The sequence below is a fragment of the Saccharopolyspora sp. 7B genome (genome assembly GCF_020177435.1).
Lineage (GTDB): Bacteria > Actinomycetota > Actinomycetes > Mycobacteriales > Pseudonocardiaceae > Saccharopolyspora_C > Saccharopolyspora_C gregorii.
In genome coordinates, this window is record NZ_JAIUKC010000188.1 from 1 (window position 1) to 19,606 (window position 19,606).

Annotated in this window: 19 protein-coding genes and 1 pseudogene; 9 read left to right on the forward strand and 11 right to left on the reverse strand. The window is 72.7% G+C overall.

The window, feature by feature from the left end; all coding sequences use genetic code 11:
- Window positions 1–417: 417 nt before the first annotated feature.
- The gene (locus LCD33_RS29505) at window positions 418–2,748 is read right to left on the reverse strand and encodes a LuxR C-terminal-related transcriptional regulator (protein ID WP_224967983.1); all 2,331 of its coding nucleotides are present in this window, start codon (window positions 2,746–2,748) and stop codon (window positions 418–420) included.
- 49 nt (window positions 2,749–2,797) lie between these two features.
- Complete coding sequence (locus LCD33_RS24975; RefSeq protein ID WP_224967985.1) at window positions 2,798–3,670, reverse strand: macrolide 2'-phosphotransferase; 873 nt, start codon at window positions 3,668–3,670, stop codon at window positions 2,798–2,800.
- Window positions 3,671–3,802: 132 nt separating this feature from the next.
- Here LCD33_RS24975 and LCD33_RS24980 point away from each other — a divergent pair, with 132 nt between their 5' ends.
- The 3 genes from LCD33_RS24980 (at window position 3,803) to LCD33_RS24990 (ending at window position 5,823) form a co-directional block, all read left to right on the forward strand.
- Entirely contained in the window at window positions 3,803–4,219 is a 417-nt protein-coding gene (locus LCD33_RS24980) for a hypothetical protein (protein WP_224961604.1), read from the forward strand.
- Window positions 4,220–4,311: 92 nt separating this feature from the next.
- A complete protein-coding gene (locus LCD33_RS24985) occupies window positions 4,312–4,890 on the forward strand; it encodes a DinB family protein (RefSeq protein WP_224961602.1) in 579 nt (192 codons plus the stop codon).
- 255 nt (window positions 4,891–5,145) lie between these two features.
- Entirely contained in the window at window positions 5,146–5,823 is a 678-nt protein-coding gene (locus LCD33_RS24990; protein ID WP_224961600.1) for a DUF2461 domain-containing protein, read from the forward strand.
- Here LCD33_RS24990 and LCD33_RS24995 read toward each other — a convergent pair.
- Window positions 5,774–6,097: a VanZ family protein gene (locus tag LCD33_RS24995; RefSeq protein WP_224961598.1), complete on the reverse strand. Its 324-nt coding sequence runs from the start codon at window positions 6,095–6,097 to the stop codon at window positions 5,774–5,776. The two genes, LCD33_RS24990 and LCD33_RS24995, sit on opposite strands and share 50 nt — an antisense overlap.
- 120 nt (window positions 6,098–6,217) lie before the next feature.
- Between LCD33_RS24995 and pyk the strand changes: the two genes are divergently transcribed.
- The gene (gene pyk / locus LCD33_RS25000) at window positions 6,218–7,639 is read left to right on the forward strand and encodes a pyruvate kinase (RefSeq protein ID WP_224961596.1); all 1,422 of its coding nucleotides are present in this window, start codon (window positions 6,218–6,220) and stop codon (window positions 7,637–7,639) included.
- Window positions 7,640–7,743: 104 nt separating this feature from the next.
- A complete protein-coding gene (gene tesB / locus LCD33_RS25005) occupies window positions 7,744–8,688 on the forward strand; it encodes an acyl-CoA thioesterase II (RefSeq protein ID WP_373690025.1) in 945 nt (314 codons plus the stop codon).
- A gap of 441 nt (window positions 8,689–9,129) precedes the next feature.
- On the opposite strand, the gene LCD33_RS25010 is transcribed toward tesB, so the two are convergent.
- Together LCD33_RS25010 and LCD33_RS25015 are read right to left on the reverse strand one after the other, a co-directional pair.
- Complete coding sequence (locus tag LCD33_RS25010; protein WP_224961594.1) at window positions 9,130–9,786, reverse strand: SDR family oxidoreductase; 657 nt, start codon at window positions 9,784–9,786, stop codon at window positions 9,130–9,132.
- A gap of 8 nt (window positions 9,787–9,794) precedes the next feature.
- Window positions 9,795–11,051 carry an FAD-dependent oxidoreductase gene (locus LCD33_RS25015; RefSeq protein ID WP_224961592.1) on the reverse strand — a complete coding sequence of 419 codons (1,257 nt, stop codon included), beginning with the start codon at window positions 11,049–11,051 and terminating at the stop codon, window positions 9,795–9,797.
- Window positions 11,052–11,212: 161 nt separating this feature from the next.
- Here LCD33_RS25015 and LCD33_RS25020 point away from each other — a divergent pair, with 161 nt between their 5' ends.
- The 3 genes from LCD33_RS25020 (at window position 11,213) to LCD33_RS25030 (ending at window position 14,249) form a co-directional block, all read left to right on the forward strand.
- Window positions 11,213–11,707, forward strand: a complete 495-nt coding sequence (locus LCD33_RS25020) for a MarR family winged helix-turn-helix transcriptional regulator (RefSeq protein ID WP_224961590.1) — start codon at window positions 11,213–11,215, stop codon at window positions 11,705–11,707.
- 97 nt (window positions 11,708–11,804) lie between these two features.
- On the forward strand, window positions 11,805–13,361 hold the full coding sequence (gene dacB, locus LCD33_RS25025; RefSeq protein WP_224967988.1) for a D-alanyl-D-alanine carboxypeptidase/D-alanyl-D-alanine-endopeptidase: 1,557 nt from the start codon (window positions 11,805–11,807) through the stop codon (window positions 13,359–13,361).
- 210 nt (window positions 13,362–13,571) lie between these two features.
- A complete protein-coding gene (locus LCD33_RS25030; RefSeq protein WP_224961586.1) occupies window positions 13,572–14,249 on the forward strand; it encodes a DedA family protein in 678 nt (225 codons plus the stop codon).
- A 25-nt stretch (window positions 14,250–14,274) separates the two neighbouring features.
- On the opposite strand, the gene LCD33_RS25035 is transcribed toward LCD33_RS25030, so the two are convergent.
- Entirely contained in the window at window positions 14,275–15,192 is a 918-nt protein-coding gene (locus LCD33_RS25035) for an AraC family transcriptional regulator (RefSeq protein WP_224961584.1), read from the reverse strand.
- 146 nt (window positions 15,193–15,338) lie between these two features.
- Between LCD33_RS25035 and LCD33_RS25040 the strand changes: the two genes are divergently transcribed.
- On the forward strand, window positions 15,339–15,845 hold the full coding sequence (locus tag LCD33_RS25040) for a nitroreductase family deazaflavin-dependent oxidoreductase (protein WP_308011327.1): 507 nt from the start codon (window positions 15,339–15,341) through the stop codon (window positions 15,843–15,845).
- Between the two features lies 1 nt (window position 15,846).
- Here the strand turns inward: LCD33_RS25040 and LCD33_RS25045 are convergent, their stop codons facing one another.
- The 5 genes and pseudogenes from LCD33_RS25045 to LCD33_RS25065 form a co-directional block, all read right to left on the reverse strand.
- On the reverse strand, window positions 15,847–16,410 hold the full coding sequence (locus LCD33_RS25045) for a hypothetical protein (protein ID WP_224961581.1): 564 nt from the start codon (window positions 16,408–16,410) through the stop codon (window positions 15,847–15,849).
- Window positions 16,411–16,425: 15 nt separating this feature from the next.
- Complete coding sequence (locus LCD33_RS25050; protein ID WP_224961579.1) at window positions 16,426–17,019, reverse strand: TetR/AcrR family transcriptional regulator; 594 nt, start codon at window positions 17,017–17,019, stop codon at window positions 16,426–16,428.
- A gap of 80 nt (window positions 17,020–17,099) precedes the next feature.
- Window positions 17,100–17,633 (reverse strand): PH domain-containing protein, encoded by a 534-nt coding sequence (locus LCD33_RS25055; RefSeq protein WP_224961577.1) that lies wholly within the window; start codon window positions 17,631–17,633, stop codon window positions 17,100–17,102.
- Between the two features lie 129 nt (window positions 17,634–17,762).
- On the reverse strand, window positions 17,763–19,157 hold the full coding sequence (locus LCD33_RS25060; RefSeq protein WP_224961575.1) for an amino acid permease: 1,395 nt from the start codon (window positions 19,155–19,157) through the stop codon (window positions 17,763–17,765).
- A gap of 290 nt (window positions 19,158–19,447) precedes the next feature.
- Window positions 19,448–19,606, reverse strand: a pseudogene (locus LCD33_RS25065) (serine hydroxymethyltransferase); the annotation flags it as partial.

A 19,606-nucleotide genomic window follows, 5' to 3' on the forward strand; every position in this document is an offset into this window, starting at 1 on the left:
GTGGGCAGGGCTTCGGGGAAGGTGTGGTCGGGGGAACTCACGAGAACCCACCGTCCATCACCGGCCGTGTACCTACATCGCGGTTTCCACGTAGGCAGGTACCTACTTTGGTAGATCGGAGCGACCGATTCGCGGGACGTCGTCACTCCGCGTGCACCAAAGCCCGGTATTCCCTGAGCTCGACTAATCACCGGCGTGATCCGCCCCGACCCTGCCGACCACCCGCCGCTCCCGTCAAGGACCCGCTCGTCTCGGCTGAAGCCCACACCTGCGGCGACCACGAGACGGATCACGTCGCCCCGCCCGCTCCCGTTCGACCGCCGGCGGCGGAGCCGCTGAGCCGATGACCGGCCAGCGCGGCAGGACCCCCGCCGAGGCTCCACCACCCCGCCGCGGCCGGGTGGTGGAGCGGAGCCCTCAGGCCCGGCGGCCCGCCAGCCAGCCCGCGATCTGGGCCCGCGACGAGAAGTCCAGCTTCGTCAGGATGTGCTGCACGTGGCCTTCCACGGTGCGCTGCGCGATCACCAGCGACTCCGCGATCTCCTTGTTCGTCCGGCCCTGCGCGACGAGCTCGGCGATCTCCCGCTCCCGCTTGGTCAGCGTCGTCGCCGACAGCTCGTCCGGCGCCACGCTGCGGGTAGCCCGCTTGAGCTCCAGCGCGTAGTCCACCGCGGCCTCCGGCGACATCTGGTAGCCGCGGTCGTAGGCCTCCCGGAAGGCGCGGTCGCCGAGGGCCTGCCGGGTCCCGCGCTCGTGCTCGTCGTGCGCGTTGCGGAAGCTCGCGTAGAACTCGGGCGCTGCGCGGACCGCGTCCCACACCGCCGAGGCCGCCCCGAACAGCCGCGCCGCCCGCTCGTCGCGGCCGAGGCCGTGCGCGATCCACGCCAGGATGTCCATGGTGAAGGCGCTGGAGAGCCGGTTGTCCAGCCTGCGCTGCAACCGCAGCGCCTCCTTCGCCGCGGTCTCGGCGCGGGCCGAGGCGCCGCGCAGGATCTCGATGTGGGCGCTCGCCCACAACGCAGTGGACCGCCAGAACAGCTCGCCGCGCCCGGTGGTGGCCTCGATGCACTCCCGCAGCAGCGCGATCCCGCCGTCGTGGTCGCCGCGCACCCCCTTGACCAGCCCCAGCGCGAACGACCCGAACCATTCGCCGTGCGGCGCGGCCAGGTCCTGGAACCGGGCGAGCGCGTCGGTGAGCAGCCGTTCCGCCTCGCCGAGGTCGTTGTGGAAGAACGCGGCCATGCCGCGGATCTGGGTGACGTAGGCGACCTCGAACTCGTCGTCGTGCTCGGCGGCGAGGTCGGCGGCCTCGGCCAGCAGCGGTTCCGCGGTGGCCGCGTCGCCCTGCACCAGCGCGAACCAGGCGTTCGCCCGCAGCCCCTCGGACCGCTCCGGGGAGTCCGCCGGGACGTGCGCGAGCGCGGTCTCCAACCAGTGCCGGGCCTCCCCGTTGAGCCCCCGGATGCCCCAGAACGGAGTGAGCCGCGCCGCCAGCCGCAGCGCCTGCGGAGCGGTCTCCTCCCGGTGCGCGGCCGTGTCCAGCGCGAGCCGCACGTTGTCCAGGTCCAGCCGCAGCTCCCGCACCCACGACACCTGGTCGGGGCCGAGCCATTCGGCGGCGAACCGCTCGGCGACCTCCGCGTACCAGTCGCGGTGGCGGCCCAGCACCCGCTGCCGCTCGCCCGCGGCGTCCAGGCGTTCCTGCCCGTAGTCGCGCAGCGCGTGCAGCAGCCGGAACCGCACCTCGTCGCCCTCCTGCTCGCGCACCAGGACCGACTGGTCCACCAGCGAGTGCATCGCGCCGAGCACGTCGACGCGGCTCAACCCGTCGCTGGCGACGTGCTCGGCCGCGGCGAGGCCGAAGCTGCCCGCGAACACCGACACCCGCGCCCACGCGACCCGGTCCTGCTCGGAACACAGCTCGTAGCTCCAGTCGATCAGCGCGCGCAGGCTCTGCTGCCGGGTGGGCGCGCCGCGGCGGCCTTCGCTGAGCAGCTGGTACCGCTCCACCAGCCGCTCCTCCAGCTGGTGCAGGGACAGCGACCGCAGCCGCACCGCGGCGAGCTCGATGGCCAGCGGGTTCCCGTCCAGCCGCGCGCACAGCCGCATCAGCACCGCGCCGTCCTCCTCGGTGACCTCGAAGTCCGGCACGGTGGCGCGGGCGCGGTCGAGGAACAGCCGCACCGAGGAGAACTGCTCATAGGACTCGGGAGGCGGCGGGTCGTCGAGGTCGGGGATCTGCAGCGGCGGCACGACGACGGTCGCCTCCCCGGCCACGCCGAGGGACTGCCTGCTGGTGGCCAGCACCCGCACCCCCGGGCACCAGCGCAGCACCGAGTCGACGAACAGCGCGGCGTCCTCGATGACGTGCTCGCAGTTGTCGACGACGAGCAGCATCTCGCGGTGCTTGAGGTGTTCGACGACGGCGTCCACGTCGGTGCCGGAGGACGGCCCGCCGAGGCTGAGCTGCTCGATGGCGGCTTCGGCGATCAGCGTTCCGTCGCGGAGCTCCTCCAGGCTGACGCACCACGCCTTGTCCCGGAAGATCCGCCGCATGCCGGAGGCCACCCGCAACGCCAGCCGCGTCTTGCCGACTCCGCCGTGGCCGGTGAGGGTCACCAGCCGGGATTCGGCGAGCAACCGCTTCGTCCGGGTGATCTCGTGCCGCCGGCCGACGAAGCTGGTGACGTCGACCGGTAGGTTGCCCGCCGACTCGCGGACGCGGGCCGAGCGCGCACTGGAGACCACACCCCGAGCCTAACCCGGCTCGCCCCCACAGTTGGGGCGATCTTGCAGGTCAGCGGCCCGCGCAGGTGAGGCGCCCGCGCGCGAGATCGACGAATCGCCGTTGCCCGGTGCGCAGTCCGTGCAATCCCAGCGAGACGGTCCGACGGAACGTGGTGAGCGCCGCGACGTGCTCTCGTCGTGGCCGTTCCGGGTCCCCGCCCGCCGCGCGGTAGGCGGCCAGCAGCCGGTCCAGCGCTCTCGGGCCGAACGCGGCGAGCGGGGCGACGAAGTCGCTCACCGGGTCGTCGACGCCGGCATCCGCCCAGTCGAGCAGGCCGGTGAGGATTCCCGAACCGTCCACCAGCGTGTGGTTGGGGCTGAGATCGTGGTGCACCGGTACGCCCTCGCCCCGCCAGCACCGGTCGTCGTCGAGCCACCGCCGCCACCGGTCCACGCAGCGCTCCGGTACGGCCAGCTCGGCGACCCCCGCGGCGAGCCGGTCGGCGACGTCGGTGCGCAGCGCTTCCGGTCCGGCGATCTCGATGCCGGTGGGTGCTACCTCGGCGCTCGGGGTGCTGTGGAGCGCGGCGATCACCGCGCCGAGCCGCACCAGGTGCCCCTCGCTCGCCGTGATCAGCGGCATCGCCACCGCGATCGGATCGTCGGAGGCCAGCGGTTCCCCGGCCAGGCGTCGATAGGCGACCAGGTCCGGGGCGGTGATCTCCCACTCGGGCAGCTCCACCGGCAGCCGCGGGCGCAGCACGGCCAACAACCGGGCCTCCACCGGGATGCGTTCGGCCACCTCCGGGCGGCGAGGTTCGCGCAGCACCCAGCGGCTGCCGTCGCCATCGGTGGCGAAGTGCACCCGGAAGTCCCACCCGGTCTCGTCGACCCCGTCGATCCGCACGTCGAGACCGTGCGCGCGGGCGACCTCGTCGATCATGCCTGCACGGTAGCCCGGTGGCGTGCGCCACGTCTCTCGGATTTCGCCCGCCACGACCAGCGAGAACCGTGCCGGGTGCGGCCCTACCGTGGGAGGTGGCCGTCGTCCGCGCCGATGCGCAGGGGGTGCCCGATGCGGGGGAACGATGCGAGCAGGGGAACGGCGGCGCTGCTGGGAACGGTGGCGCTGGTCGCGGGGCTGTGCGGCGGGGCGTCCGCGGCCGGCGCGGCACCGGCCGCGCCACCACCGGCGCCCGCCGCGGCCGAGCAGCCGGCCCGGCACGTGCTGGTGACGATGGTCGACTACCGGCTGCAGCTGCCCGCGCACCTCCCGCCGGGGCGCTACACCTTCCGCGCGGTGAACCGGGGGATCGCGCCGCACGCGCTGGAGATCAAGGGTCCGGGGGTGGCGGACAAGCGCACGATCACGGTCCGGACGGGTGCCTCCGCCGATCTCACCGTCACGCTGACCCGCGGCACCTACGACTTCTGGTGCCCGGTCGGCAACCACCGCCAGGTCGGCATGCAGCGGTACGTCCACGTCGGCTGACCGGCTCGCCAGCCCACCAGCCCGCGGGACGGAACGCCCACCGACCGGGAATTCACGCGCGCCCCGTCGGTGCCCGGTGCCACGCTGCGCGCATGACCGACCACAAGGACGACCTGCACCAGTACCTGCGCGACGCCCGCGACGCGCTGCTGTGGAAGCTCGACGGGCTCTCCGACCAGGACGTGCGGCGGCCGCTGACGCCGACCGGCACGAACCTGCTGGGGCTGCTCAAGCACGTGGCGAGCGTGGCGGTGGGCTACTTCGGCGAGGTGTACGGCCGCCCGTTCCCCGAGCCGATGCCGTGGATCGAGGATGGCGGCGAGCGCAACGAGGACATGTACGCCACCGCCGACGAGTCCCGCGAGCAGATCATCGGCTTCTGGCACCGCGCCTGGGCGCACGCGGATGCGACCATCGCGGCGCTGCCGCTGGACGCCGCCGGCCGGGTGCCGTGGTGGCCGCCGGAGCGCGGCGAGATCACCCTGCACCGGCTGCTGTGCCACATGCTGGAGGAGACCGCCCGCCACACCGGTCACGCCGACGTGGTCCGCGAGCTCATCGACGGTGCGGTGGGCAGGCGCGCGAACGCAGGCAACCTGCCGCAGCAGGACGAGCGCTGGTGGGCGGACTACCGCGATCACCTGGAGGAGATCGCCCGCACCGCCCGCTAGCCGGCGTCGAACGTCGGCGGGCCTTGCGGCAGCACCTCGCCGGTCTCCAGCAGCGTCCTCAGGTTCGACAGCACCGCGGGCCACGTCTCGCCGGCCACCCGGTCCGCGAGCGCGGAGCGGGGTGACCGCGAGCCGCACGGCGCCGCGACCGGGTTCGACGTCGAACGCGACTGCGCTCGGCCCGAACCCGGCTTCGTCGACGCGCTCGACGCCCGGGCCCCGATGGCGCGATCGGCGGTCTCCTAAGCTGGCCGGATGCGGTTCGAGGGGTTCGGGGACGGGGCGGTCGAGTTCTACGAGGGCTTGGCGGCCGACAACTCCAAGGCCTACTGGAGCGACCACCTGGCCGTGTACCGGGAGCAGGTGCGCGCCCCGATGGAGGCGCTGCTGGCCGAGCTGGAACCCGAGTTCGCCGCCGAGGTCGATTCCGGCGGGGCGACCGGCAAGGGCAAGGTGTTCCGCCCGCACCGGGACGTGCGCTTCAGCAAGGACAAGTCGCCGTACAAGACCCACTGCGGCGCCGTCGTGGAGGCGGGGCGCGGCGGTGGCGCCTACTACGCGGAGATCAGCGCGGACGGGCTGCTCGTCGCGGGCGGCTGCTTCCACGCCGAACCCGACCAGCTGGCCCGCTACCGGGCGGCGGTGGACGAACCGCTGCACGGGAAGGCGCTGGAGGAGATCTTGGCCGCGCTGGGGAAGCGCTGGGAGCTCGGCGGCGACGTGCTCGCCACCCGCCCGCGCGGCGTGGCCGCCGACCACCCGCGGCTGGGGCTGCTGCGGCACCGCTCGCTGCACGTGGCGCGCCGCTGGGTGCCGGACGACGTGCTGCACGAGCGCGGCTGCCTCACCCGGGTCCGCACGGCGTGGCGGGAGCTGCGCGAGCTCAACCGGTGGTGCGCCGACCACGTGGGACCCAGCGACCGGCGGCGCTGACCAGCAGGCCGAGCAGCGCGCCGAGCACGTCCACCAGCGCGTCCAGCACGTCGCCGCTGCGCCCCAGCGGCAGCACCGCCTGCAGCACTTCAGACAGCCCCGCGTACGCCACGAGCCCGGCGGCCAGCGGCAGCAGCGGCAGGCGCGCGAGGCGACCGGACCACGCCAGCGCCGCGAACAACACCAGGTGCACGACCTTGTCGGTGCCGGCCGGCGCCGAGGGCACCCCGGACTCGGGGGTGAACAAGATGATCAGGCTGACTCCGATGATCACTCCGAAGAGCAGCTGACCGGGCCGTGGCCTGTAATGATTCAGCACCGCAAGATCCCGATCGGTTCGTTTCCAGGTGGCTGCGTATTCGACGCGCGCCCGGAGAGACTAGGCTGACCCAACGTGAGTCGACGAGCCAAGATCGTTTGTACCATGGGCCCCGCCACCGCCTCGCCGGAGAAGGTGGCCGAGCTCGTCAGCAGCGGAATGGACGTCGCCCGGTTGAACTTCAGCCACGGCAGCCACGGCGACCACCAGCAGGTGTACGACCTGGTGCGTACCGCCGCCAAGGAAAGTGGCCGTGCCGTCGGCATCCTCGCCGACCTGCAAGGACCTAAGATCCGCCTCGGCAAGTTCGCGGAAGGTCCGGTCGAGTGGAACACCGGCGACGTCGTGCGAATCACGATCGACGACGTGCAAGGCACCCACGATCGTGTTTCCACCACCTACAAGGGGTTGGCAGCCGACGCCAAGGTCGGTGACCGAGTCCTGGTCGACGACGGCAAGGTGGGTCTGACCGTCTCCGCCGTCGAGGGCAACGACGTCGTCTGCGACGTCGTCGAGGGCGGCCCCGTCTCCGACCACAAGGGACTGTCCATGCCGGGCATGGACGTGTCGGTGCCCGCGATGTCCGAGAAGGACGTCGCGGACCTCGAGTTCGCCCTCCAGCTCGGCGTGGACTTCATCGCGCTGTCCTTCGTGCGCAGCCCCGCCGACATCGACCTGGTGCACCAGGTGATGGACCGGGTGGGCCACCGGCTCCCGGTGATCGCGAAGCTGGAGAAGCCGGAGGCGGTGGACAACCTGGAGGCCATCGTGCTGGCCTTCGACGGTGTCATGGTCGCCCGCGGTGACCTCGGCGTGGAACTCCCCCTCGAGCACGTCCCGTTGGTCCAGAAGAAGGCGATCCGGATCGCCCGGGAGAACGCGAAGCCGGTCATCGTGGCCACCCAGATGCTGGACTCGATGATCCACAACTCGCGTCCGACCCGCGCCGAGACCTCCGACGTCGCCAACGCCGTCCTGGACGGCACCGACGCGGTGATGCTCTCCGGCGAGACCAGCGTCGGCGACTACCCGATCGAGACGGTGCAGACGATGTCCCGCATCGTCGAAGCCGTCGAGGACGGATCGCCCACGCCGCCGCCGCTGAGCCACGTGCCGCGCACCAAGCGGGGCGTCATCTCCTACGCGGCCCGCGACATCGGGGAGCGGCTCAGCGCGAAGGCGCTGGTCGCGTTCAGCCAGTCCGGCGACACCGTGCGGCGGCTCGCCCGGCTGCACACCCGGTTGCCGCTGCTGGCGTTCACCCCCGAGGAATCGGTGCGCAGTCAGCTCGCTCTCACTTGGGGGACGGAAACGTTCCTCGTGCCTAAAGTGGACACGACCGACCAAATGGTCCGGCAGGTGGACCAGGCGATGCTGTCGCTCGGCCGATCGCAGCGCGGTGACATGGTGGTCGTGGTCGCCGGTTCCCCGCCGGGCACCGTGGGTTCGACGAACCTGATCCGGGTGCACCGCCTCGGCGAGGAAGACCACGTCTGATCCGCGCCGCGCGCGGAGGTGGGGTCGGTCGACGTTGACCGGCAGGGCGGGAACCACCGGAGTTCCCGCCCGGTGAACCACCCGACATCGCCCGAGGAGCAGAAGTGACCGAAGCGGCACGAGCCGCGGCCGCCGACCCGGCGGGCCTGCACATCGACAGCTCGGTCCCGCTGGACGTGAACGGGGTGCCGCACGGGCAACCCGTGCTGGACCGGCTGATCGCCCTGCTCGACCTGGAGCGGATCGAGGAGAACATCTTCCGCGGGGTCAGCCCCGCGGAGTCGCCGGTGCGGGTCTTCGGCGGCCAGGTCGCCGGGCAGGCGCTGGTCGCCGCCGGGCGCACCGTGCCGGAGGACCGCCCGGTGCACTCGCTGCACGCCTACTTCATCCGGCCCGGCGACCCGAGCGTGCCGATCGTCTACGAGGTGGACCGCACCCGCGACGGCCGGTCGTTCACCACCCGCCGCGTCGTGGCCGTGCAGCACGGCAAGCCGATCTTCTCGCTGTCGGCCTCGTTCCAGCTGGTCGAGGACGGCATCGACCACGCCGAGCAGATGCCCGACGTGCCCGACCCCGAAACGCTGCCCACCTACGGGGAGCAGGTCGGCGGGCTGCTCGGCGAGATGGGCGGCACGCCGTACCAGCCGCGGCCCATCGACGTCCGCTACGTCACCGACCCGCCGTGGGTCCGCAAGGAGAACGGCGAGCGGGAGGCGCGCAGCCAGGTCTGGATGAAGGCCGACGGCGTGCTGCCGGACGACAAGCTGCTGCACGTGTGCATGGCGGCGTTCGCGTCCGACCTGACCTTGTTGGATTCGGTGCTGGTGCGCCACGGCGTGTACTGGATGCTGGACAAGGTGTCCGGGGCGAGCCTGGACCACGCCATGTGGTTCCACCGGCCGTTCCGCGCCGACGAGTGGCTGCTCTACGACTGCGCCTCGCCCAGCGCCTCCGGCGCCCGCGGGCTGGCCACCGGCCGCTTCTTCTCCCGCGACGGGCGCCTGGTCGCCACCGTCGTGCAGGAAGGACTCCTCCGAGTCCTGGACTGAGCCCGGATCGACGACGAGAACGGGACCTCCCGAACGATCGGGAGGTCCCGTTCTTCTCGTCGCGCCGGGGAATTCACCCCATCACCTCGCGACTCCCGCTCGGTCGGCCCGTGTCCGGTCGAGGACGCCGCCGCGGAGGCTCGGTGAGCGGCGTGAGGCGGGTGTGGTCGGGGCGGCGGTGCAGACGAGGGCGCCCGGCGCCGTCGCGGATGTTCCACCACGTCGTGGTCCGGTGCGGTGGAGACCGGGGCCGGGGCGTGGAGCACGAACCGCGGGTCGTGGCGGTGCCGGCCCGGCGGCGACCCGAACTGCCCCCGGTGCCGCGCGGGCACCGGTGCGCACCGGTGTGACGGGCGCGGCCCGGCCCCGGTCGGTCTGCGACCGGAGCCGGACCGCTCTCGGAGCGGGTTCCCGGCGCGAGGTGACCCGCCCGGCCCGAGTTCAGGCGGCGATCGCGTCCGCGATCGCGGTGGTTCCGCTGGTGAGGTCGAAACCCCGGCACCGGCTGGACGGTTCGTCGAGCACGGCGGCGGTGACGGCGGCGACGTCCGCCCGCGGGATGGTGCGCGGGATGCCCGGCGCGATCGTGAGCCGATCCGCGATCCGCACCAGCCCGGCGCCGGGGTCGTCGGTGAGACCGCCGGGGCGCACGATCGTCCAGGCCAGCGCGGACTCGGCCAGTGCCAGGTCGGAGGCCTGCTTGGCGCGCAGCACCCGGTGCAGGAACTCGGGTCCTTCGTCCGGCCGGTCCGCGAACAGCGAGGAGACCTGCACGAACCGGTCCGCACCCGCCTTCTCAGCGGCCTTGACGGCGTTGATCGCACCGTCGCGGTCGACGGCTTCGGCGAGCCCGGGCTGCGGGTCGCTCGCGGCCGCCGCGTTGATCACGACGTCCGATCCGGCGAGCGCGGCGGCCAGCGCCCCCGTGTCGGACCGGAGGTCGGCGAGCACGGCCTCGGCGCCGCGCGCCCGCAACTCGTCGGCGGCTTCGGGGCGGCGCACCGCGCCGCGCACCGGCACTCCGCGCGCGAGCAGTTCCGCCACGATCAGCGAACCGGTCTTCCCGGTCGCGCCGAGCACGGTCACCAGCATCGTCATCGGCTCCTTCACGTCGGCCCGGTGGCCGTATCGAGGTGCGGGTCCAGCAGGGACAGGTCGAGTTCGGGCGGGAACGGCCCGTAGGCGTTGGCGCGGGCGGCGCGGTGGCGCACGGCGGGGATCCGCAGCACGGCGCGCAGGAGCCGGTTCGGCCGGAAGTCGCCGTCCCCGGCGAGGGCGGCGGCCACCCGCTGCTCGGTGCGCACCTGCTGGCGCTGCACCTGCTCGACGGCCGGTTCGCGACGCCGCTGCACCTCGGCCAGCGCTTCCTCTTCGGGAGTCCCGGTGCGCCGGAACGCGGGGACGAGCACGTCGGCGGCGGTGACGGCGTCCTGGACCGCCATCAGGATCCCGTTGCCGCCGACCGGGGAGATCACGTGCGCGGCGTCGCCGATGAGCAGCACCCCGGGCCGGTGCCAGCGCTGCGCGCGGGAGATCTCCACCGACAGCAGGGTGATCTGGTCGAACCCGGTGAGCTTGCCGACCCGGTCGGCGAGCCACGGCACCCGCGCGGTGAGGAAGTCCCGGATGGGACCGACCCCGGCCCGCTTCGCCTCCGGGTAGCCGCCCTTCGGGATCGTGTAGCCGACCTGCCAGCCGTGGTCCTGGCCGAGGGTGGACACGTAGTGCCCCGGCCCGAAGTAGAGCTCGGCGTCGGCGGCGGGCGGGTCCTGGTGGTGCCGGGGCAGCCGGAACCACAGGATGTCCGAGCCCGAGCCGAGCGGTCGGGTGGGCAGGTCGGCGAGCCGCCGCAGCCGGGAGTACCTGCCGTCGGCGCCCACCACCAGGTCGGCGTCCAGCCGGTGCTCCCCGTCGTCGTCGCGGTAGCGGACGCCGGTGACCCGGCCGGATTCCGCCACGAGCCCGGTGACCTTGGAACCGAGCAGCAGCCGGAAGCCCGGCAGTTCCGCGGCCCGCTCGGCGAGGAAGTCGAGGAACCGCGCCTGCGGCATCAGCGCCACGTAGGGGTAGGGACCGCGCAGCCCGCGGTACTCGGCGGTGGTGACGACCCCCGAGCTGGTGTGGAAGCGGAACGTGGTGGCGCGGTTGTGCTCCAGTCGCAGCAGGTCGTCGGCGAGCCCCAGCTGCCGCATGAGCTCCAGCGTGTACGGGTGCAGCGAGTCGCCGCGGAAGTCGCGCTGGAAGTCCCGCTGCGACTCCAGCAGCGTCACGCGCACGCCGGCTCGGGCCAGCAGGTAGGCGAGCAGCACGCCTCCCGGCCCGCCGCCCGCGATCGCGCAGTGCGGCCGCGTCTCGTGCGGCATGGGATTCACCTTCGTCTCACCGTCCGCCCGGTCCTGGGAGCGGGACCGGGGTTCCCGGAACGTCTCACTTCAAACTAATGACGGTCGTCGACTGTGTCAATCGTTGAGATAATAGACCATTGGTATGATCCGATTACGGCGCGTTTCGGGGGAGGCGAGCGGTGGAACCACCGATCGAGAGCCAGGTGCTGGAGCTGCTGCACCAGCAGGGGGTCGAAGGGGAGCGGATCTCGCAGGCCTTCGCGGCCAGGCACGGCATGCACCCCACGGACGTGCGCGCCCTGATCCTGATCATCGACGCGGAGCAGCGCGGCACCCCCGCCACGCCGCGCGCGCTGCGCCAGGACCTGGTGCTCACCTCCGGGGCGGTCACCGCCATCGTCGACCGGCTCGAAGCGCGGCGGCACGTGCGGCGCAGCCGCGAAGGCAGCGATCGCAGGCAGGTCCAGCTGCACCCGACCGAGTCGGCTCGCGCGATCGCCGGGGAATACTTCGGCGCGCTGGCCGGCCGCGGCCGCGAGGTGCTGTCCGAGTTCGACGCCGCGGAGCTCGCCGTGGTGCACCGGTTCCTGCACCGGATGCAGCAGGCGATGCGGGACTTCGCCGCCGGATCCGCCACCGAGCCCGCCCCCGAGGAGCCCGCCGGTTCCGCCTGATGGTCGTTGACCCCGCCCGGCCGGTCGCCTAGGTTTCGCCTGGTGCGGGCGGGTGCGTCCTCGTCCGGACCATCCCTTCCCGCCGCTAGGGGGCGCGATGCGTCGCTGGGTCCCGGTCCTCGTGCTGATCCTCTTCGGCGTGCTCGCCGGCCCGCTCGCCGTCTCCTCGCCGAGCGCGGCGCCCACCGGGCCCGACGCGCTGCGGGCGGACCTCGACCGGATCCTCGCCGACCCGCGGCTGGCCGGATCGCACGCCGGGGTCGTGGTGCGGGACCCGGACACCGACGAAGTGCTCTACAGCAGGCAGCCCGCCGCGCGCGCCACCCCCGCGTCCACCGCGAAGCTGTTCACCGCAGCGGCCGCGCTCGACGAGCTGGGGCCCGGCCACCGGTTCCGCACCGAGGTGCGCACCGCCGCGCCGCAGGCCGGGTCGCTGCTGCTCGGCGACCTGCACCTGCGCGGCACCGGGGACCCCACGATGCTGGCCACCGACTACGACCGGCTGGCCGCGCAGGTCGCGGACAGCGGGGTGCGGGTCGTGCGGGGTGCGGTGCGGGCCGACGCGGCCTGGTTCGACGACGTGCCGCTGGGCACCGGCTGGGCCTGGGACGACGAGCCCTACTACTACTCGGCGCCGGTGTCCGCGCTGACCGTCGCGCCCACCGAGGACTACGACGCGGGCACCGTGCTGCTGCGGGTGTCCCCGGCCGCGCCCGGCCGGCCGGTGCGCGTCGAGGCGCGGCCCGCGACCGGTGCGATCCGGCTGGACGTGCGGGCCACCACCGGCGATCCCGGCTCCGAACCGGCGCTGTCGGTCACCCGCGAGCACGGCGGGGACCAGGTCGTGGTGTCGGGCTCGCTGCCCGCGGACGCCGAGCCGGTCGAGGAGTACACCAGCGTGCGCGACCCAGCCGCGTACGCCGTCGACGTGTTCACCCGGGCGCTGCGCGCGCACGGCGTGCGGGTCGACCGCACCGGTGCCGGTGCGACCCCGGACGGAGCGCGGCTGCTCGCCGAACGCGAGTCGATGCCGCTGCGCGAGCTGCTGGTGCCGTTCCTGAAGCTGAGCAACAACGGGCACGCCGAAGTGCTGGTGAAGGAGATGGGCAGGCACGCCCGCGGCACCGGCTCGTGGCCCGCGGGGCTCGACGTGCTCACCGGGCGGCTCGCCGAGCTCGGCGTCGACCCGGCGCGGCTGCGGCTGGTGGACGGGTCGGGGCTCTCCGCGGTCGACGGCATCCCGCCCGACCAGCAGGCGCTGCTGCTGGACCAGGTCCGGAGCAGGCCGTGGTTCGCGGACTTCAAGGCGGCGCTGCCGCTCGCGGGTGCTCCGGACCGCATGGTCGGCGGCACGTTGCGCAACCGGATGGCCGGCACTCCCGCCGAGCGGAACGTGGCCGCGAAGACCGGTTCGCTGTCCGGGGTGAGCTCGCTGGCCGGGTACGTGACGGCGGCCGACGGGCGCGAACTGGTGTTCTCCGTGCTGTTCAACGATTTCCTCGGCGGCGCGCCGACCGATCTCGAAGACGCGATCGCGGTCCGGTTGGCGCAGTACCCGGGTACCGCGCAGCGGGCCCCCGCCGTGGCCAGGAAGGACACCGGCGGAACGGGTGCGGAATCGGGCGCGGAGTGTTCTTGGACGAAGTCCTGCTGAGCCTGATCGCCATTGCCGTATTTGTGCGGAAGAGCGCGGAAAGGTCGTCCCTTCGCGTTGTCACCGGAACCGGGGGTTATCCCGATTCGGTCTCGGGAACGGCTCAGGGGGCGACCCGGGTCACGCCGGGGTTGCCGTAGGGTCGAGGAAGCTAACGTGGCATCCGTTGGTCGACCATCCCGCCCGAACCGGTGAACTGGGGAGTTCCACGTGTCCTTCGTCAGCGAATTCCTGGCCATGGTCGCCGGGCTGCCGCGCCCGCTGCTGATCCTGGTCACGGGTGCTCTGGTGCTCGGCGAGTGCACGATCGGACTGGGCTTCCTGGTGCCGGGGGAGAGCGGTCTGCTGGTCGCTTCGGCCGCGGTGACCGATATCGGATTCTTCTTCGGCCTGTCACTGACCGTGGCGGCGTGCGCGGTGGTCGGTGACAACATCGGCTATTTCCTGGGGCGTCGATACGGTGCGCGGGTCCGGGAAACCCGAATGGTCGCGAAGCTGGGCGTCCGGCATTGGGACCGGGCGTGCCGGATGTTGCGGAAGTACGGCATCGGTGCGGTGTTCGTCGCGCGTTTCCTGCCGGTCGTGCGCACGTTGGTGCCGGTCTCGGCGGGAACCAGCGGACTGGGGTATTGGCGTTTCCTGGCCACGTCGGTCGTGGGGGCCACGACGTGGTCGATGCTGCACGTGGGCATCGGCTGGGCGGCCGGGACCTCGGCGAAGTACATCGAGCACGTGCTGGGCCGCGCGAGCGGCATCGTGCTGGGGGCGCTGGTGCTGATCGGCATCGGCGTGTGGCTGTGGCGCCGCCGGTCCAAGAAGCTGAAGGCCGCCTCCGCGCAGCCCACCGACGTCGCCGAAGAACCCGTCGACGCCGAACGCGCCGCCTGACCCGCTCCGCCCGGCCGAGCGGCGGTCAGCGGCGGGCGTCGAGCCGGTACCGGCCGGGGGCCCGGCCGCGGGCCCGGCTGAAAGCCCGGCTGAACGCGTGCACCGAGGTGTAGCCGACCGATCGCGCGATCGCCTCCAGGGTGTCGTCGCCGTCGCGCAGCCGCGCCGCCGCCAGGTCCATCCGCCACCGCGTGAGGTAACCGCCGGGCGGCTCGCCCGCGGCGTGCAGGAACCTCCTGGTCAGCGTGGCGCGGGACACCGCGACGCGGGAGGCGAGCAGGTCGGTGGTCCAGGGCCGCGCGGGGTCCTCGTGCAGCGCGGTGATGGCGTCCCGCACCACGGGGTCGCAGAGCAGGCCGAGCCAGCTGCCCGCCGCTTCCGCCGGGGACGCCGCGATCCAGTCCCGCAGCAGCTGGATGAGCAGGACGTCGATGAGCCGGTCGAGCAGCACGCTGGAGGCGAGCCCCGGCCGTTCGAGTTCGCGGCCGAGCAGCCGCAGCGCGTCGTCGAGCCCGCCGCCGCGTTCGGCGTGCACGTGGACGGCGCCGGGCAGCGCGGAGAGCACCTGGGTGGAGGCGGCGGTGTCGGAGCTGAAGGTCGCGCACAGCAGGTGGGTCTGCGGGGCGCCTCGCCCGATGCGCAGCGCGGTCCCGGTTTCCTGGGCGTGCTGGGCGTCGGCGCAGTCGTGGGAGTCGATCGCGGCGTCGGGTGCGCTGAGCAGGGTGTGGGCGGTGCTGTCGGCGAGCAGCAGCACGTCGCCGGGGACGAGCTGCCGCGGTTCCTCGCCGGGCACGCCGATCCAGGCGGTGCCCGCGGTGACGGTGTACAGGGCGGGTCCGCCGGGGCCCGCCCAGGACACGCCCCAGTCCTGCCCGGCGCTGATCCGGGCGCCCAGGCTGCCGCGGACTCCGGTGCGGGCGAGCACGTCGGCGAGGAGGTCCATCCGGCCCAGATTACTCGGCGGCGGGAGCGGCGGTGCAACGATCGGACAAGTCCGTGCGCTCGTCGGGCATCGCTCGGATCACCTGCTGCGCCATACGCTCGTCGCAGGGCCGCCCGTCGGGGGCGGCGGAGCGGGAGGAGCGCGCGATGACGCGGTCGAGCGACGAAGCCGATCTGGACCGGCGGATGGCCGGCTCGTACGGCGAGCAGACCGAGCAGGACCGGCAGGCCCTCGCCGAGTTCGGCAGCGCGGCCGAGATGAACCGCCGGGTCATCGCCGAGTTCCGCGAGCGCGGCGGCGCGGTCGGCGGCATGTTCGAAGGCCTCCCGCTGGTCCTGGTGCACCACGTGGGCGCCAAGTCCGGTACGCCCCGGGTGTCGCCGTTGGTGCCGCTGATCGAGGGCGATCGGATCTTCGTCTTCGCCAGCAAGGGCGGCACCCCGGAACACCCGGCCTGGTACCACAACCTGGTGGCGAACCCGCGGACCGAGGTCGAGCTGGGCGCCGAGGTGTTCGACGTCGAGGCGGTGGTGCTGACCGGCGCGGAGCGCGACGAGGTGTACGCGCGGCAGGTCGCGGTGGCTCCCCAGTTCGGCGCGTACGAGCGCCGCACCGACCGGGTCATCCCGGTGGTGGAGTTGCGGCGCGTCTAGTTCAGCGCCGCTCGGCCGCCTCGGGTCGCCCGGTGCCGGCGAAGGCGGGTCCGGCCAGGAACCACACCGCGGTGATGATGCCGAGCAGCGCGGGCACGCTCCAGTACGGGTGGTGCGCGAGCTCGTCGAGGGACCGCGGGAGGGCGACCCCGCCGACGGCGGCGAGCGCCAGCAGCACGACGCCCGCGATCACGTCCGCGAGCAGCACCCGCAGCCATTCCCGCCACAGCGCGACCACCTCGGCCCGCGAGCCCTTCGCCGGTGTCGCCGGGCGCGGGCCACCGGCGAACCGGTGGTGGAACCAGGCGTCGGCCCAGGCGATCGTGGCGCGGCCGAAGGCGACGGTGAAGCCGAGGTAGACGGCGGCGAACGCGTGCGCGCGGGAGGGTTCGGCGCCGCCGGCGAGGTCGGCGGCGACCAGCACGACGAGCGCGAGGTCGACGAGCGGCACTGCGCGCAACAGCAAGGTGCCCAGCCGGTCCCGCCGGGCCGGGTAGCGGGCGGCGAGGCCGGCGGCGAGCACCACCCAGAACGCGATCTCGGCGGCGAAGATGGCGGTGACCACGGGGTTCTCCTCCGGTCAGCGGGGTGTCGTGCCGAACAGCCGCTCCTCCAGCAGCGCGGCGGCCTGCTCGCGGTCGAGGAGGCCGGGCGCGGTGAGCAGCTGGAAGGTGAGCCCGTCCACGAGCGCGCCCAGCCCGGCGGCGGTCCGCTCGGGGTCGGTCCCGGCGGGCAGCTGCCCGAGCTCGACGAGTCCGCGCACCACGTGCAGCAGGAACCCCCGCACTTCGCGCGCCTGGTCGCCGATGATCTCGGCGAGCGCGGGGTCGTGCCGGGATCGGTGCACGAACTCCAGCCAGATGCCGAGTTCGCGGGTGGTGTCGTCGCGCAGCGGCAGCAGCTCGCCGAGCATCGCCAGCACCCGGCGGCGCACGTCGGGTTCGGCTTCGGCCCGGCGCACGCGTTCGCCGACCCGCTCGGACAGCGAGCGGAGCGCGAAGGCGTGCAGTTCGGCCTGGGTGCCGAAGAAGTGGCGCACGGAGCCGGTGGCGAGCCCGGCTTCGGCCGCGACCTTGCGGACGGAGGCCTCGGCGAGCCCGCCGCGTTCGAGGGTCCGCCACGTGGCGGCGACGATGTCCCGCCGCCGCGCCTCCTGATCAATCCGTCGCACCACCAACCCAAACTAACACACCTGTGCTAGTAAGAGGGTGCAGGTGAGCGGCCTGTTCGAGCCGCGAGTTCGGACGGTCGGGGTCAGTTGCGGGTGGTGACCTGGCCGCCGCTGAGCTGGTGCACCGCACGGCTCACCTCGCGCGGCCGCAACCCGGTGCCGGTGAGGGTGAGCGCCAGCCGATCCGTGCCGCCGCACTCGCTGAGCGGGCCGCCCCAGCCGTCCACGTCGATCACCACGTACGGGGACCGGGCGCGGTGGGTGCGCAACCGCACCTGCCGCACCGCCGACCACGGCGCCGAGTACGTCCCGGCGGCGGAGGCGTAGGTGACGCCGGCGTCGGTCAACGCCACCTGCAGGTGGAACATGTCCCGGTTGATCCGCCGCCAGCGCAGCTGCGCCCGCGCCACGTAGCAGCTGCACGCGACCGCCACGACCGGCACCGCCACCAGCCAGCGCGACGGGCCCGGCGTCCACGTCCACCACAGCACCGCGGCCCCGGAGCACATGACGGCGTTGGCGATCTGGGTGAGCACCACGAGCAGGCCGTCCCGCTGGATGCTGCGTTCTTGCTGCGCGCTCCGGCTGATCACCAGCACGCGGGAGGCCGGGTGCATGGCGACGATCTTCCCCCGGGCGGCCCACCCGGTGAACCCGGCGGAAGCACCAATTTCACCCGGTGGAACGGCGACGGCGGAGGTGCCCCGCGTCGAGGGGGCGCCTCCGCCGTCGAGGAGCGGGCCGGCTCAGGTGCGGGCGGCGGTCTCCCGATCGCCGGTGCCGCTGGCGCGCCGCCGGGACACGGCGTAGCCGATGGCGAGCGCGATGACCAGCGGCGGCGTGATGTACAGCGCGATCCGGGTCTCCGAGTCGAACGCCAGCAGCACCACGACCATCGCCAGGAACGCCAGCACCACGTAGTTCGAGTACGGCGCCAGCGGCATCCGGAACGTGGTCGCCTCGATCTCGCCGCGCGCGATCCGGCGGCGGAACCCGAGGTGCGCGATCACGATCATGCCCCAGGTGAACAGGGCGCCGACGGTGCTCGCGCTGGTGATGTAGGTGAACGCCTGCTCCGGCGCCACGTAGTTGAGCACCACGCCGATGAGCATCGACCCGAAGGTGACCGCGATGGCCCGCGACGGCACCGCCCGCGAGGACAGCTTGCCGACGGCGCGCGGCGCGTGCCCGTCCTCGGACAGGGTGCGCAGCATGCGGCCGGTGGAGAAGATGCCGCTGTTGCAGGAGGACAGCGCCGCGGTGGTCACCACGAAGTTGATGACCCCGGCGGCCGCCGGGATGCCGATCAGCGTGAAGGCCTGCACGAACGGGCTGGTGTCCGCGTTGAACCTGGTCCACGGCACGAGCGCGGTCAGCGCGGCCAGCGCGCCCACGTAGAAGATCAGGATCCGCAGCATCACCGCGTTGATGGCCTTCGGCAGCACCGTCTTCGGGTTGGCGCTCTCGCTGGCGGTCTGGCCGACCATCTCGACGCCGATGAACGCGAACATGACGATCTGGAAGGCCAGCAGCGCCGAGACCGGGCTGGTGGGGAAGAAGCCGCCGTGCGACCAGATGTTGCTCACCGCGGCGGTGTCGCCCGCGTCGCTGAAGCCGAACACCAGGATGAGCGCGACCAGCACGATCATGCCGACGATGGCCACGACCTTGATCAGCGCGAACCAGAACTCGAACTCGCCGAACAGCTTCACCGCGATCAGGTTGACGCCGCTGAGCACGATGAGCGCGCCGAGGGCGGGGATCCACTGCGGCAGCTCCGGGAACCAGAACTGGAAGTACTTGCCGACGGCGGTGATCTCGGCCATGCCGGTCACGATCCACACCAGCCAGTAGCCCCAGCCGGTGGCGAACTTGGCCCAAGGGCCGATGAACTCGCCCGCGTACTCGGCGAAGGAACCGCTGACCGGCCGGTACATCAGGAGTTCGCCGAGGGCCCGCATCACGAAGAAGATCATCACCCCGGCGATGGCGTAGATCAGCATCAGGCCGGGACCGACCTGGCTCAGCGCCTTGCCGGACCCGAGGAACAGGCCCACGCCGATCGCCCCGCCGATGGCGATCATGTTGATGTGCCGGTTGCTCAGGTCCTTGCGGTATTCCTCGGGGACGGGTTCGCTCATCGCCGTGCTCCTGCGGAGGGAAGAAGGATTCATTCTTGTGGACCGGTACTGTGCCACGTTCGGTCCTGCTCTTCCCGGCAGGGGCTGGAATCGTGATCGATTCTTCCAGCGGTGGCGATCTGCGAGCTTTGTCCGTTGATATTCGCCTGTGACCTGCCGTTACGGCGGAGATGAATCGTTTTTTGCTCCGACTGGTGGTACCGGGAACGGCGAACGCCGCATTTCCGGAGGAAATGCGGCGTTCGCGTCGGGCCGATCAATGCGGAGGACATCTCCGCGAAACGGTTCGCTTACAGATCGGCGTAGAGCGGGAACTTCTCGGCGAGTGCGCGGACGCGGCCGGCGAGCGCGGTCGTCGTCTCCTCGTCGATGGTGGGTTGGAGTGCTGTGGCGATGATGTCGGCGACTTCGGTGAATTCGGTGGTGGTGAAGCCGCGGGTGGCCAGGGC